Here is a 12,968-nt window from a genome sequence, read left to right as displayed (position 1 = left end):
AAAAGAGCCGATCAATTGATGGGCTCTTTTGCTTTTCAGCGTCAACCCGTTAAGGTAACCAAATCTAAAGCAACAAGCCATCACACAGGGACGAGAAAGTTGGAGACGACACTGCTTAAACATGACTTTGAAGTTATTACTTTTGAGCCACAGCATACACAGGATGTGGTGTGCTTGTGGCGCGATTCGATGCAGGCCGCAATCGGAATTCCACCAGTTCATACTGTTGAATCACAGGCATTTTTCCTAAACCATATCTTACCTGAAACGCATAATATCTATGTGGTGATAAACAATGAAACGCGTCAGCCTGTAGCCTTTGTTGCTATTAATGACAGTGAAGTCAATCAGCTTTATGTCCATCGAGGTTATCAGTCAATGGGGCTAGGTAGCCAGCTTTTGGTCATGGCCAAACAGCAGTCGTCAGGTCGCTTGAGTTTACGAACGTTCGAAAACAACATTCGCGCTCAGCAATTCTATGAGCGCCATGGTTTTGTTGCGATTGGCGGCGACGCAGAAAACGAGGAAGGGCTTCCAGACATTCTATACGAATGGAGGCGTTAACCATGAGGGTAAAAGTATTCTGGGATAGCTTTTATCAAACCGTTGCACTTGAAAAAACTTTGTTGGGTTAAGGAGTACCCGCTTTGTCTATATTATTGCCACGTCGTCTATCGAACGGTGACACCATAGGATTTTTCTCACCTTCGTCACCAGCTACTTATTTTGCCCCGACTCGATTTCAACGAGCCAAAACGTATCTCGAAAGCAAAGGATTCAAGCTCAAAAGCGGAAAGTTAACCGGAAAGTCAGATCACTACCGCTCAGGTTCCATTCAAGACCGTGCCGAGGAACTTAACATCCTGATTCGTGACCCAGAAGTTCGTTGTATTATTTCGACCATCGGTGGCTATAACAGCAACGCCTTACTGCCCTATATTGATTATCAGGCCTTAAAAGCGGATCCGAAAATCATTATCGGTTACTCTGACGTCACGGCTCTTTTATTGGGGATCTATGCTCAGACAGGGCTTATCACCTTTTATGGCCCCGCTTTGGTTGCATCATTTGGCGAGTTTCCCCCTCTGGTTGATGAGACTTTTTCTTCGTTTGAATCTCTACTCTGCTCCGCGCCTTCACTACCTTATTGCTATCAGATGCCTGAAGTCTGGACAGATTTCATGATTAACTGGGAATCCCAAGCTAAGGCGAAACCTGTGACAGCCAATGAATGGCAGTTTATTGGTGACGGGAAAGTGCGAGGGCGGATTATTGGTGGAAACCTGAACACCATGAATGGGATTTGGGGCAGCCCCTACATGCCTGACATTGGTCAAGGCGACATCCTGCTTATCGAAGATTCTCTTCATAACATTGCCGTGGTAGAGCGCAGCTTTAATCTACTCAAGCTTTGCGGCGTGTTCGACCGTGTCGCTGCCATCGTACTTGGTAAGCATGAGCTGTTTGATGACAAAGGAACAGGCCGCACGCCTCTTGATGTTTTGAATGAGGTGTTGAACGAACAAAAAGTGCCCATTCTGTGCGGTTTTGACAGTTGCCACACACACCCTATGCTGGTGACACCGTTGGGCGTTGAAGCGGAGTTGGACTTTGACAAACAAACGGTTTGTCTTGTGTCTCCTTGGCTTGCAAGCTAGGTATTACTGGCCTGGTAGTGGGCAGTTGACCCTTTCCTTGATGCCGTTAACAATGCAATGCCATTGAGACAAAACATTCATCCTCTTCAATGACTTGATAGCCTAGTCGAGTGTAAAACTGGATAGCTTTGGTGTTGCGAGCGAAGCTAGACAACGTGATTTTGTTGCGGCCTTCACTTTTAACGAGAGTGTTGATCTTCTGCATGACCCCTTGTCCCAAACCCTGATTTTGATACTGAGGAAAGAGGATCAACAAGTGAATGTGGTAAGCGGTGTCGTAAGGTTTGAAGCACACTAGCCCGACCTTGTTCTGCTGGCTAACAATCCAATGAAACCACTCTGGCTGATAGTCGCTTGACAGCCGCTGCCTCTGAAACTGGTCATCCCAGCCGAACACCGCATCAACATGATCATATAGTGCTTGTTTGACACTAGAAAACACCTCAGGAAATTCTTGTTCAGGGACGGGCAAAAGCTGAATGGTCATGGATATCAACACCTTGATTTAATTAGACTTGATAGTAAGCGATGTTGGCTTAGAAAAGGCAACTCGGATGTGTCGAAATTGTGACAACCGATGAGTAGCAAGCCCTACCGGATCAGTTCAGCGTTAGGTGCAGTGAACATCGCGCTAACGTAGTCGGGATAAACTAAGCCCCCCTGAATGTGCCATACACTGTCTGCTAAATGACAACGTACTTGCGAATGGTGCCATTGAGTCTTGAATGGCATCGAGAAAAAACTCTGTCATTTCTTCTTCTTAGCGAACTGTTTTCAACTAAATTTTATGTATGTGAAATTTTCTTATTGATTTCCCTATCTTGTTAACCATGGCGCAGTGATAAACGCCATGGATAGTTAGCCGGCCTATGCGAGTAGCGCTGAAGATTTGAAGAAGTATTACTGAGGTTAGAGATGGAGTTAGCAAATCAGATACAGGCATGGTTGTACGCTGGGCATACATCAGTCGCAATGCTGTTTGTTGGCATCATCCTGCTTTCATATTTACTGGAAGACTTAGCCATTGTGACCGCCGCAACGCTCGCAGTACAAGAGTTAATGCCAATGAGTATCGCGCTAGCGGCTATCTTCGTTGGAATTGCCACAGGCGACCTTGGCCTCTATCTGATGGGGAAGAGTGCGCAACGTGTACGCTTGCTACGATATCGAATTTTCCAATATCAACGTGTTCGTCAAGTAAAGAAGAAACTCCACCAGAGCGCGTTTATTACCCTGTTTATTGTCCGTTTCATTCCTGGCCTGCGAACTGTGGGCTTCACCCTAAGCGGTTTTCTTGATGTGCCTGTGATGCGATTTTTTGTCGCGGTGATTGGTGCAACAGGGCTCTGGACTGCTTTGATTTTTGGTTCCTTCTACCAGTTAGGCAGTGTGGCTTGGCTGAAAGACAGTCACATTAGCTGGGTGCTGATTCCGGCAGGTCTATGCTTAATGTGGATGCTCAATAAAATTATTACAAAAACGTTTTTAAGAGGCTCTTATGACACAGCTCGCTAATGTCGAAATGATTCCACAAGGAAAGGTCAATGCGGGAATGCCTGTTCTCCATGAACCGAAAAGAGTCATCTCGCCATTTGAATTTTTACCAGCTTGGTTTGTTTATGCCCCTGTGGTTGTCCAAAGTGCAGCATTAAGCCTATATCACAGAGATTGGGCGCTACCGCTGATTGCTAACCCTGCGATCAAACTCAGCGGCATGGTGGGAGAATCGAAACACGACATTTTCAGCGCGGCTGGAGATATGACTCGCCAGTGGATTTTGCCTTTCATTACGTTGGAGAAATCTGACACCAATGAAGAGCAATTGTTTACACAGGCAAAAGCACAACTTAAACAGCAAGGAATTACTTACCCTCTTGTGGCAAAGCCTGATTTGGGTTGCCGAGGCGTTGGGGTCAAGTTGGTGAATGGCGATCAACAACTCAAAGATTATATTGCTCAATTCCCTTCTCAAGGACGCTTTCTGTTGCAAGTTCGCTCGGACTACAGTGCTGAAGCGGGCATATTTTATGTCAGACAACCGGGAGAGGAGCGAGGCAAGGTTATTTCCATCACCCTCAAATACTCCCCACGTGTGACGGGTGATGGTCGTTCTTCACTCAAGCAATTGATTGAGCACTGTCCACGTGCAGGCAAACTTCAGCATTTGTATTTGCCTCGTCATAGCGAACACCTCGGTGTGGTTATCCCTGAAGGGGACGAGTTTCAGTTGGCATTTGCGGGCAGCCATTCACGTGGTTGTATCTTCCGCGATGGCAATCAATTCATCACACCGGCATTGGAACAAAAGCTGGACGAAGTTCTCGGTGATTTTGAAGGCTTTAACTACGGTCGTCTAGATGTGAAATTTAAAGATATCAATACATTAATGCGTGGGGAAGCGTTCGACATTCTCGAAATCAATGGCGCGAGTAGTGAAGCTGCGCATATTTGGGACAGCGACACATCACTGTCGCATATCTTCAGTACGCTGCTTAAGCAGTACCGTTTGCTATATCAAATTGGCTCTAAACACAAACAGCAAGGCCATCAGACGCCTTCTCTCGGTGCGCTACTACGGGCGTGGCGAGAAGAAAAATTGCTGACTCAGCTTTATCCCATGACCGATTAGTCGCTCTGCGCAGGAAACATGTTTATGAACAATACTTCGACGCTTTCAGCCATGCTTGCCAAATCTCAGCCTTCTCAGGCCATTGTCGGCTGTATTGAGACGCTCAATCAGGGTTACGAGTTTTTAGAAACGTTGCAGCCGGAAGATTATACCTATATCGCCCAACCTCATGTGAGCAGCTCGATTGGAGAGCACTACCGTCATTGGCTCGACCTATTTCATGCTATTCGTTTGGACCGTGACAAAATCGATTACAACGTTCGCCGCCGCGGCCATAACGTTGAGCGAGATATTAATGTTGCTAAGCAGGAAATCGCAGAGTTGATTGAGTGGCTGTTCGCTTTACCAGCCAATGAATTACACCAGCCAGTTCAAGTCGAAACAGAAGTGATGCTCTCTCAAACGCACGTTGAAGAAGTGACTTCGACCTTCGTTCGCGAAATTACTTTCGCCGCGCTACACGCCACTCATCACTTTGCGATGGCGAAAGTGGTGGCATCGTTAAGAGGCGTGGCATCAGACAGCCATTTTGGCGTCGCACCAACGACGGCAACTTACCAAAGGGCGCAGTAATCTATGTGTACATTATCTTGGGTTTACCATGGCAATAACCACTACGAAGTCTATTTCAATCGCGATGAGCAGCGTTCTCGCCTGCCAGCGCTTGAGCCACAAAGTCTAGTCATTGATGGTGTGCATTGTGTGATGCCGATTGACCCTGTCGGTGGAGGCAGTTGGATATCCGCCAATGAACACGGTGTTACTGTGTGTCTGCTTAACTTCTACCAAGGGAACACACCACAAGGTCCGCTAACCAGTCGGGGCATGATCATTAAACGTCTTGCTAGCAGTTGTTCCAGTAAAACGGTTGATGCTCGATTGTTGGAAATGACACTCACACATTTTGCACCTTTCACTGTGGTCTCTTTCGATACACGCAGAACCGCGAATGAAACCGTGCTATGGACTTGGGATGGGGAACAACTTACGCGTTCACATGCGTTTGCTCCGATAGTCTCTGCGGCTTTGCACTACGAAGATGCCAGACAATATCGACTAAACCTATTTAACGAATTGATGTTGACGACGCCAGATAAAGAGATAGGTAAGCGCTTTCATCAGACGTTTGATGAAAGCTATCCACACCTTTCTCCTCTTATGGAAAGAAATGACGCTCGCACTGTAAGTTTTACCTCAGTTGTCGTGTCTTCTACTAAACAAGAAATGAACTACCAATCAGTCGACAATCACCGCAATGTTGATTTTCGAACGACACAAAGTTGTTTGAAGACCGACGTTGTTGCACAAGGAGTCTTTAAATGAAGAAGTTATTTGCCCTTTTAATCATGTTAGTCAGTTTTCCATCTTGGTCAGCAGATAAAATTTACACCGGAATATTCAGCAGCAAAGCGGTAAGCGGTTATGACACGGTGGCCTATTTTACCGAAGGCAAGCCTGTCAAAGGAGATAGCAAGTGGCAAGTCGAGTATGAGGGTGCTGACTGGTATTTCTCTTCTCAGGAGAACTTAGACAAATTTAAAGCAGACCCTGAAGCTTACGCACCTCAATATGGCGGTTACTGCGCTTGGGCAATTTCAGCTAAAAACGATTTTGCGTCAGCGGATCCAAAACAATGGGCGATCGTCGACGGTAAGCTTTACTTGAACTACGACGCAGAAGTGAAAAGCTGGTGGGATGACGACCGTACAGGTCACATCAAACAAGCTGATATCAATTGGCCAACTCTCGTTAACTAACAAGGACTGCCCTCTATGAAATTTTCTCCGATTAAGCATATTCCTTCAGCGTTCATTGCCTTTGTTTTTATTCAATCGTTGTTCTTCAAGTTCTCTGGCTCTTATGAAACGGACCATATCTTTGGCACGTTGGGAGAATGGTCAGGGATTGAATGGTTTGGTGTTTACGGTGGTTACTTGATTGGTTTTTCTGAGCTGATTGCTTCAATCCTGCTGTTTACTCGCTTGCATGGTGTTGGTGCGGCAATGAGTGCAGGTATCATGACAGGTGCGATTTTCTTCCACCTATTCACTCCACTAGGCATTGTAATGCCTGAGTTCAACGCTATGGGGGAGATTATTGGTGATGATGGTGGTCTTCTATTTGGTATGGCATGTATTGTTTGGGCGTGCGGTGTATTCCTCTTCATTCGTGATGTAAAAACAGAAGGAACCTTTACCAACAACTTGCTAGCAAAAGGAGCTTAATATGTTGGACAGTCCTTTCAGATTGCCGCGAAAAACACCGTTTGGTATTGGTGAGTCAATGGTGGAGTGGGCAACGGGTTTATCAACGCTCGACGCCCTCTACAAGCAAGATATCTTGCCGGAAGACAGCTTTGAGTTTATGCAAGAAGCGCTCAACCGAATTGGCACCCAGTATGAAGTCGACCATGGCAGTCTGGAAAATATCCCCGCCGAAGGTTCGGTGCTGATTGTCGCTAACCATCCATTTGGTGGCATTGAAGGGATCATTCTCGCGTCTCTGATTTCTAAGGCGCGAAAGGACGTAAAAGTACTGGCTAATGAGCTGCTTAAACGCATTCCTGAACTGAATGACCTGTTCATTGGAGTGAACGTATTTGGCGGAGAACAAGCCAGACAAACCAACAGAAAAGCGATTAAAGAAGCCAATCAGCACCTCAAAGAGGGTGGGGTGTTGATTATCTTCCCTGCCGGCGAAGTGTCTGCTTGGCAGGCGAATGAAAACAAAATCACTGATAAAGCTTGGAGTAAATCTGTCGCCAAGTTTGTCAAGCATGCCGAAGCGACAACGGTGCCGGTTTTTATCAATGGCATGAACAGTAAGCTCTTTTACCAAGCGGGACGAATCCATCCTTTGCTGAGAACGGCGCTACTTGGACGTGAACTGCTGAACAAAGCAGGGCAGACGATATCTGTCTCAATCGGCAATGCCATCCCATTCTCAGAAATCAAAGGTTTTGAGGATGAAGAAGATATTACCCAGTACTTCCGTCTTAATACGTATTTAATGGGCAGCATGGGAAAGCCACAAACGTCTGCAACCCAGACGGATGAGGCCGAGCCAATCATTGCTCCTGTTGGTGTTGCCACATTGGAGAATGAGTTGTCGCAGATTGAACACTACAAGCTCCTCGAACAAGGTGACTTTGATGTTTACTGCGCTCCAACGGATGCGATTCCACACATGATGCAGGAAATTGGCCGAGTGCGTGAAGAAAGCTTCCGTGAAGTCGGTGAAGGTAGCGGTTTATCGTGCGATATCGACAGATTCGACCCGCACTACCATCAGTTATTTGTTTGGAATCATGCCAACCAAGAGTTAGTGGGTGCTTACCGCTTAGGTCTGGTGGATGAACTGATGGCTAAAGGCGGGATTGAACAGCTATATTCCACCAGTCTGTTCAACTATGACCAAGCGTTTGTTGATACCTTGGGTCAGTCGATTGAGCTTGGGCGTTCTGTGGTATCGAAACAATACCAGCGTAACATGCACTCCTTACTCCTGTTATGGAAAGGTATCGCCAAGTTTGTTGAGCGCCATCCGAAATACACGCACTTATTTGGTCCGGTCAGTATCAGCAATGATTATAGTCCGGTTGCGAGACAGCTGATTGCATCGGTAATGTCTGTCCATTATTACGATGAAGAGAAGGCAAAACTCGTATCGCCAACCACACCATTAGAGAAAAGTGGTCAGGAATTCTGGCGTCCGGACATGTTGAGTACATTGGCTGATTTACCCCTGCTCTCTAAAGTGCTAAGTCGCCTTGAGCAAGGTATGGGGTTACCTGTGTTGTTGAGACAATACCTTGGAATGAACGGTAAGCTGGTTTGCTTTAATGTTGACCCTGCCTTTAACTTTGCACTGGATGGCTTGATTGTTGTCGACCTGACGTCGGTGCCAGTCAGAACATTAGGCAAATATATGGGGCGTGAAGAAGCGAAAGTGTATCAAGAGCTCCATTCTGCACAATTAAGCCGTGAACAGTCTCACTAAACTCATCCACGAGTCTAAGCCGCGATAATCATCGCGGCGGTACCTGTGATTGCGTTTATTGCGGGTAGTTTACTACTGGGTGAAATGCTGACTTTAAATGCAGTCATGTCGTCATTACTGATTTTGGGAGGTATCGCGCTGATTTTTACCGTTCGTTTCAGGGGCTAACTCTCGTTTTTGCTATCTATCTCAGTAACATGCTGAAATGACGGCTAAATTATGGGAAAGAGATAAGAAGATAATGAGACCAAATCGATGAAAATCTGGATGACGCTAGGGCTTGTATTGATCTCTTTGAGTGCTTTTGGGCAGCAAGACTCTGAGAATGACAGTGCCTTTATTGACGTTAATGTGACGCTGGAGTTGGAAGGGATTGAGAAGTCCATCGATCAAACTCGTGTATCCTTGGATAACATTGCGGGTGCGCTTGATGGCATAGCGCACAGTGACAATCTGACCGAACAACAGAAGCAGACGCTGAGTGAGACTATTGCCAATCTCAATCAACTGGTCACCATCTCCAAAGAGTCTGTTGCGAGCTTCCCTGCTGCTATTCAGCACTCACAACAAGTGGTCAGTGAAAAGAGTCAGCGATTTTTCGACGATTTGCAGTTTAAGATCGTGTTGATCGTTACTTTAGTCGGTGTCATCTTGATCGCTGTTATCGGGGCAGTGTACTGGCTATTGCTAAGACCACTTCAGAGTACGGTATTCAGTGCAACGCATAATGTGTCTCAGATGGCCAAAGCCCTTAAGGTGACAGCAGAGACAGTTGAACGCTGCTCCAAGAAGCAAGAAGATATCACGCAGCAACTCGCAGACCTATCGGAGCAAGATAAAGCCTAGGCAGTGATAATCGAAGATGAGAAAAAGCCCGAAAATGACGCTGACGGGCTTTAAGTGGATGCGCTTTAAAGCAGCTTGTCCTTAATGATCTGAAGGACGCCATTCTCTCGATTACTGGGTGCGCGGAATCGAGCGGTTTGCTTTATGGTCTCGTGGGCATTCTCCATCGCATACGAGTGGTAGCTCTCTTTGAGCATTTCCAAATCATTGAGGTAGTCGCCAAAGCTCATGGTTTGCTCATGACTGAAGCCAAGCGTCTGTTGGAGATGTTTAATGGCTGCGCCCTTAGAAGCCTCCGCATTCATCACATCGAGCCAGATCTTAGCGCTGACTACCACTTGATGACTGTCGCCAAAGTGCTTGTTCATGGTGGGGAATACGAGCTCTTCGGTGCCGTCGAAGTGACAAATGGCGACTTTAATGAACGCTTCTTCAACGCTGAGTAGATCTTCAACGTACTCGCAGCGATGGTAATACTTGGCAAATTCTTCCAATGCTCGCGGGTCTTGCGTTTCAATGTAAGCTGAGTTTTTACCGCAAAGCACAATGTGTGTTCCGCTGATCGCGCGTGCCTGTTCAATAATGGCTGCAATCGCACTGCCATCAATCGTGCAGCTGTAAAGCTCTTTTCCTTGATGCATGACCAGCGTGCCATTTTCAGCGACGAACATCATACGATCTTTAATTGGAGAGAAAGTCTCCATCAGGCTGTAATATTGACGCCCTGACGCCGCTGCAAACATGATCTGCTTCTGTTCAAGCTGCTCGTAGAGTTCGAAGAATTCAGGGTTAAGATGGCTGTTTTCATCCAAGAGAGTGCCGTCCATATCGGCAGCGACGAATTTGATATCTGAAAGCGACATGTATATTTACCTAAAAATAGAGGTGGCCAAAGGCTCGAAAAAACGCTCAAGCGAATATCAGGTAAAGTACAGGAAAATACAGCGATCTCAAGCTGAAATACAGAGGAAAAAATGGTGGCCCGATAGTGTCGGGCCGGCTATTAGGAAGCATTCGCTTAATAGTCTTGGTAAGCGCCGCTTTGTACCATCGCGCTCTGGAGCAATTTATGCAAACGAGAACCTGGTTTGAGCGGCTTTCCGTACTGACTGGCCAATACGCTACTTTTGGCAGAGACAGACATATAGTAATTCACTGCGGTCACTAGTTTGTCGGAATCTCTACGAGTGATTAAGTTTTTCAGCGTTCTCACAGCCTGCTTGGATTGACTGCTTTGGCGAAATTTAATCGCACTGTCGTACTTAGCCAAGGCACCTGAAATAAGATCGATAAAGTAGTGATTGTCTGAAACGTTATCTTCACCAATAACGTAATCAAAAATGATCTCAGGGTAAGCTTGGCTAGCACCAGTAATCATAAACTCATTATTGCCGCTGGAAATATTCCAGAAGTGATTATTTGTGCCTCGAGAAATCACTGAGTCATAGCCTAATTCTTTCGCCTGAACTGAACTCACTTTTTTAAAGGCACTTCTGGCGGAAGTGAACGGATTGGCTTTATGAATAAGGTGAGGAAAGAGCTTTGAATGACCGAGGCACACTCGGGAAATGAGCGCCGTTTTACTAAATTTCCTACCTGTGCTGTCTCTGCAAAAGCAGCGATAGTCACCACATTGAGGACAAGTTGAATAGGTCATTATCTTTGAGAAGTTATCCGAGAAATAGGCACCTTGGCCGAGCATCCCATAACATCCAGACTTCGCATTTTTCTTGCCGAGATCGGGTCTGAATCCGCCTCCTGCAATCAAATCACCGATATAAGGTGAAGTGCCATGGAACAGCATTAACTCACCATTTCTTCGGTTAAGCACCGGAGCACAGAAATCCGTATAGTCGGTGTCATTTTGAAATTTAGACTGGAATTTGGTGGCACCAATCTTATTGGCTGAGTTTTCACCAAGTGAGTAATTGGTATTGAGAAACGATTTATAAGTCGCTAACAACGCTTTGTTGTAAATGATTTTCAAAGAGCGAATGGAAATGTTCGCAGACTCAGGAGGCTTAACGTCACCTTTACCCTCTTTCATTCTGCGTGTCATTCTTGCCACCATCATTTCGCTATTATCGGGATTGCTTTTCATCTCGAAGGCGTAATGCATACGGGCACCTTCTGCTGTGGGGGACACCACTTTCCTAGCTGAGATGTTTTCGTTAACAAAATCTTCGACATGTTTAAGGAAAGGATGACCGCTGGTGAGCTCTAGGTAGATGTATTTGCCACTTTTTGGTGATTTCCACGATGTCTTAATCTCTCCCCAGTAATTTGGCAGCTCAGAGCTTAGATATTTATCGTAATCTGTAATCATATGCTTCAATACCCCGTCTAGAACTCTATTTTAATGACATTTATCTTGCAGTGTAGGCGCGCCGCCTATCTAGAGCAACACAGCGACTGTTTAATTGTCAACCAACAGATGATTGAAATTTCTACCGTATTGTAAGGCTTGGTATGAGTTGTTGAGCGTAAAAGGCTTGCGGAATCTACTATCAAAATCTGGTCAGAACAGTTTTTTAAAGGGGTAAGCGAGTGCGAAGTCAGGTGTGTCATTTGATCAGAGTTTGGCTTGACGAATTAAATGATTTGTATACAATTCGTATATGTTTTATATATTGGTTATTGTTTTGGGTATAGTCAAAATTTCTGATGAGTTACACGAAGAAATAAGAAAAGCCAGCTCAGTTATGTCTCGCTCTATCAACTCTCAAGCGGAGTTTTGGATAAAAATGGGTATGTTGGCAGAGCTTCATCCTCAATTGTCGTTCAATCAAATTGTTTCCGACTTGATGAAATCAGCTGAGGTATCGGCGGCGAATGTGGTCTCGGAACAAGGAGAAGCGATTGAGTCATAATGTGACGGTTAAAACGGCTGCAGAGGCAGAATTAATGCGTGAGTCTGGCCGTTTGCTTGCGGAGGTTTTCCATATGCTAGAAACCTACGTAAAGCCTGGAGTGTCGACAATGGACATTAACAATAAAGTAGAGGAATTTATTGTTAATCAGCTCAAAGCTAGGCCTGCGAGTAAGGGGCAGTATGGCTATCAATATGTGTTGAACTCATCCATCAATGATGTGGTGTGTCATGGTGTGCCAAAAATCAGCCAGTTTTTAAAGCCTAAAGATATTGTTAATCTAGATATTACGCTGGAGAAAAATGGCTTTATCGCGGACTCCAGTAAAATGTATGTTATGCCTGAGGCAACGCCGTTAGCGAGAAAGCTTGTTGAAGTTACCTATTCAGCTATGTGGCAAGGGATTAAACAAGTCAAACCCGGTGCGACATTGGGTGATGTAGGGCATGCGATTCAACAATATGCCGAATCCCATGGTTATAGCATTGTTAGAGAGTATTGTGGCCACGGTATTGGCCGCGAAATGCACGAAGCCCCGCAGGTACTTCACTACGGGTTGCCCAATCATGGGCTGACCTTAAAGGAAGGCATGACTTTCACTATTGAGCCTATGGTGAATCAAGGTGCGGCAAGGGTAAAAACAAAGAAAGATGGCTGGACCGTTGTCACGCGAGATAAAAAACTGTCTGCACAATCGGAGCATACAGTGTTGGTAACTAGCTCCGGCTACGAAGTCTTGACCTTGCGAGAGGAAGAGAGGGCACTGGTTTAATTTCAGGGGGAGTGGTATCGCTATTCAATTCGTAAGGTTAAGCGCCAGTTGTGTGACTAGACTGGTGTCATAACTTGCCCGTTTTTTGTTGATCCCTACTGTGTTATCCACTCAAAATGAGTACCCTTCCGTTCTTCAATCACTTAAAAGAGAAATGGTAGCCTACCATTAGTTTCCTTTTACTAAACCCATGC

At 45.7% G+C, this 12,968-nt stretch carries 15 protein-coding genes; 12 read left to right on the top strand and 3 right to left on the bottom strand.

Features of this window, described 5'->3' with window-relative positions; genetic code table 11:
• The first annotated feature begins 18 nt into the window (after window positions 1-18).
• Window positions 19-564 carry a GNAT family N-acetyltransferase gene (locus tag KW548_19980; GenBank protein QXX09324.1) on the top strand — a complete coding sequence of 182 codons (546 nt, stop codon included), beginning with the start codon at window positions 19-21 and terminating at the stop codon, window positions 562-564.
• An 89-nt stretch (window positions 565-653) separates the two neighbouring features.
• A complete protein-coding gene (locus KW548_19975) occupies window positions 654-1,658 on the top strand; it encodes an LD-carboxypeptidase (GenBank protein QXX09478.1) in 1,005 nt (334 codons plus the stop codon).
• Window positions 1,659-1,704: 46 nt separating this feature from the next.
• Here the strand turns inward: KW548_19975 and KW548_19970 are convergent, their stop codons facing one another.
• Window positions 1,705-2,145: a GNAT family N-acetyltransferase gene (locus KW548_19970; GenBank protein QXX09323.1), complete on the bottom strand. Its 441-nt coding sequence runs from the start codon at window positions 2,143-2,145 to the stop codon at window positions 1,705-1,707.
• 428 nt (window positions 2,146-2,573) lie between these two features.
• Here KW548_19970 and KW548_19965 point away from each other — a divergent pair, with 428 nt between their 5' ends.
• From KW548_19965 to KW548_19930, 8 genes are all read left to right on the top strand, one after another.
• Window positions 2,574-3,173: a VTT domain-containing protein gene (locus KW548_19965; GenBank protein QXX09322.1), complete on the top strand. Its 600-nt coding sequence runs from the start codon at window positions 2,574-2,576 to the stop codon at window positions 3,171-3,173.
• Window positions 3,157-4,287 (top strand): D-alanine--D-alanine ligase, encoded by a 1,131-nt coding sequence (locus tag KW548_19960; GenBank protein QXX09321.1) that lies wholly within the window; start codon window positions 3,157-3,159, stop codon window positions 4,285-4,287. The genes KW548_19965 and KW548_19960 overlap by 17 nt, the downstream gene beginning before the upstream one ends.
• A gap of 24 nt (window positions 4,288-4,311) precedes the next feature.
• Window positions 4,312-4,860 (top strand): hypothetical protein, encoded by a 549-nt coding sequence (locus KW548_19955; protein ID QXX09320.1) that lies wholly within the window; start codon window positions 4,312-4,314, stop codon window positions 4,858-4,860.
• Between the two features lie 3 nt (window positions 4,861-4,863).
• Window positions 4,864-5,610, top strand: a complete 747-nt coding sequence (locus KW548_19950; GenBank protein QXX09319.1) for an NRDE family protein — start codon at window positions 4,864-4,866, stop codon at window positions 5,608-5,610.
• Entirely contained in the window at window positions 5,607-6,044 is a 438-nt protein-coding gene (locus KW548_19945; GenBank protein QXX09318.1) for a YHS domain-containing protein, read from the top strand. Before KW548_19950 ends, KW548_19945 begins: the two co-directional genes overlap by 4 nt.
• 15 nt (window positions 6,045-6,059) lie before the next feature.
• The gene (locus KW548_19940) at window positions 6,060-6,512 is read left to right on the top strand and encodes a hypothetical protein (GenBank protein QXX09317.1); all 453 of its coding nucleotides are present in this window, start codon (window positions 6,060-6,062) and stop codon (window positions 6,510-6,512) included.
• A gap of 1 nt (window position 6,513) precedes the next feature.
• A complete protein-coding gene (locus KW548_19935; protein QXX09316.1) occupies window positions 6,514-8,286 on the top strand; it encodes a lysophospholipid acyltransferase family protein in 1,773 nt (590 codons plus the stop codon).
• 255 nt (window positions 8,287-8,541) lie between these two features.
• Window positions 8,542-9,132 carry a hypothetical protein gene (locus KW548_19930; protein ID QXX09315.1) on the top strand — a complete coding sequence of 197 codons (591 nt, stop codon included), beginning with the start codon at window positions 8,542-8,544 and terminating at the stop codon, window positions 9,130-9,132.
• A gap of 65 nt (window positions 9,133-9,197) precedes the next feature.
• Here the strand turns inward: KW548_19930 and KW548_19925 are convergent, their stop codons facing one another.
• Together KW548_19925 and KW548_19920 are read right to left on the bottom strand one after the other, a co-directional pair.
• Window positions 9,198-9,995, bottom strand: a complete 798-nt coding sequence (locus KW548_19925; protein QXX09314.1) for a Cof-type HAD-IIB family hydrolase — start codon at window positions 9,993-9,995, stop codon at window positions 9,198-9,200.
• Between the two features lie 155 nt (window positions 9,996-10,150).
• The gene (locus tag KW548_19920; GenBank protein ID QXX09313.1) at window positions 10,151-11,458 is read right to left on the bottom strand and encodes a hypothetical protein; all 1,308 of its coding nucleotides are present in this window, start codon (window positions 11,456-11,458) and stop codon (window positions 10,151-10,153) included.
• Between the two features lie 316 nt (window positions 11,459-11,774).
• Between KW548_19920 and KW548_19915 the strand changes: the two genes are divergently transcribed.
• The gene (locus tag KW548_19915; protein ID QXX09312.1) at window positions 11,775-12,002 is read left to right on the top strand and encodes a ParD-like family protein; all 228 of its coding nucleotides are present in this window, start codon (window positions 11,775-11,777) and stop codon (window positions 12,000-12,002) included.
• Complete coding sequence (map, locus tag KW548_19910) at window positions 11,992-12,774, top strand: type I methionyl aminopeptidase (GenBank protein ID QXX09311.1); 783 nt, start codon at window positions 11,992-11,994, stop codon at window positions 12,772-12,774. The genes KW548_19915 and map overlap by 11 nt, the downstream gene beginning before the upstream one ends.
• The last annotated feature ends 194 nt before the right edge of the window (window positions 12,775-12,968 follow it).

Source organism: Vibrio neptunius (genome assembly GCA_019339365.1).
Classification (GTDB): domain Bacteria; phylum Pseudomonadota; class Gammaproteobacteria; order Enterobacterales; family Vibrionaceae; genus Vibrio; species Vibrio neptunius.
Note: the sequence above shows the minus strand (reverse complement) of the source record. Positions and strands in the feature narration are given on the sequence as shown.

Excerpts from the sequence above, each read along its gene's own strand:
- KW548_19920 (QXX09313.1), bottom strand. The coding sequence starts at position 11,458 with ATGATTACAGATTACGATAAATATCTAAGCTCTGAGCTGCCAAATTAC.
- KW548_19925 (QXX09314.1), bottom strand. The coding sequence starts at position 9,995 with ATGTCGCTTTCAGATATCAAATTCGTCGCTGCCGATATGGACGGCACT.
- KW548_19940 (QXX09317.1), top strand. The coding sequence starts at position 6,060 with ATGAAATTTTCTCCGATTAAGCATATTCCTTCAGCGTTCATTGCCTTT.
- KW548_19970 (QXX09323.1), bottom strand. The coding sequence starts at position 2,145 with ATGACCATTCAGCTTTTGCCCGTCCCTGAACAAGAATTTCCTGAGGTG.
- KW548_19930 (QXX09315.1), top strand. The coding sequence starts at position 8,542 with ATGAAAATCTGGATGACGCTAGGGCTTGTATTGATCTCTTTGAGTGCT.
- KW548_19960 (QXX09321.1), top strand. The coding sequence starts at position 3,157 with ATGACACAGCTCGCTAATGTCGAAATGATTCCACAAGGAAAGGTCAAT.
- KW548_19955 (QXX09320.1), top strand. The coding sequence starts at position 4,312 with ATGAACAATACTTCGACGCTTTCAGCCATGCTTGCCAAATCTCAGCCT.
- KW548_19965 (QXX09322.1), top strand. The coding sequence starts at position 2,574 with ATGGAGTTAGCAAATCAGATACAGGCATGGTTGTACGCTGGGCATACA.
- KW548_19935 (QXX09316.1), top strand. The coding sequence starts at position 6,514 with ATGTTGGACAGTCCTTTCAGATTGCCGCGAAAAACACCGTTTGGTATT.
- KW548_19980 (QXX09324.1), top strand. The coding sequence starts at position 19 with ATGGGCTCTTTTGCTTTTCAGCGTCAACCCGTTAAGGTAACCAAATCT.
- KW548_19945 (QXX09318.1), top strand. The coding sequence starts at position 5,607 with ATGAAGAAGTTATTTGCCCTTTTAATCATGTTAGTCAGTTTTCCATCT.
- KW548_19950 (QXX09319.1), top strand. The coding sequence starts at position 4,864 with ATGTGTACATTATCTTGGGTTTACCATGGCAATAACCACTACGAAGTC.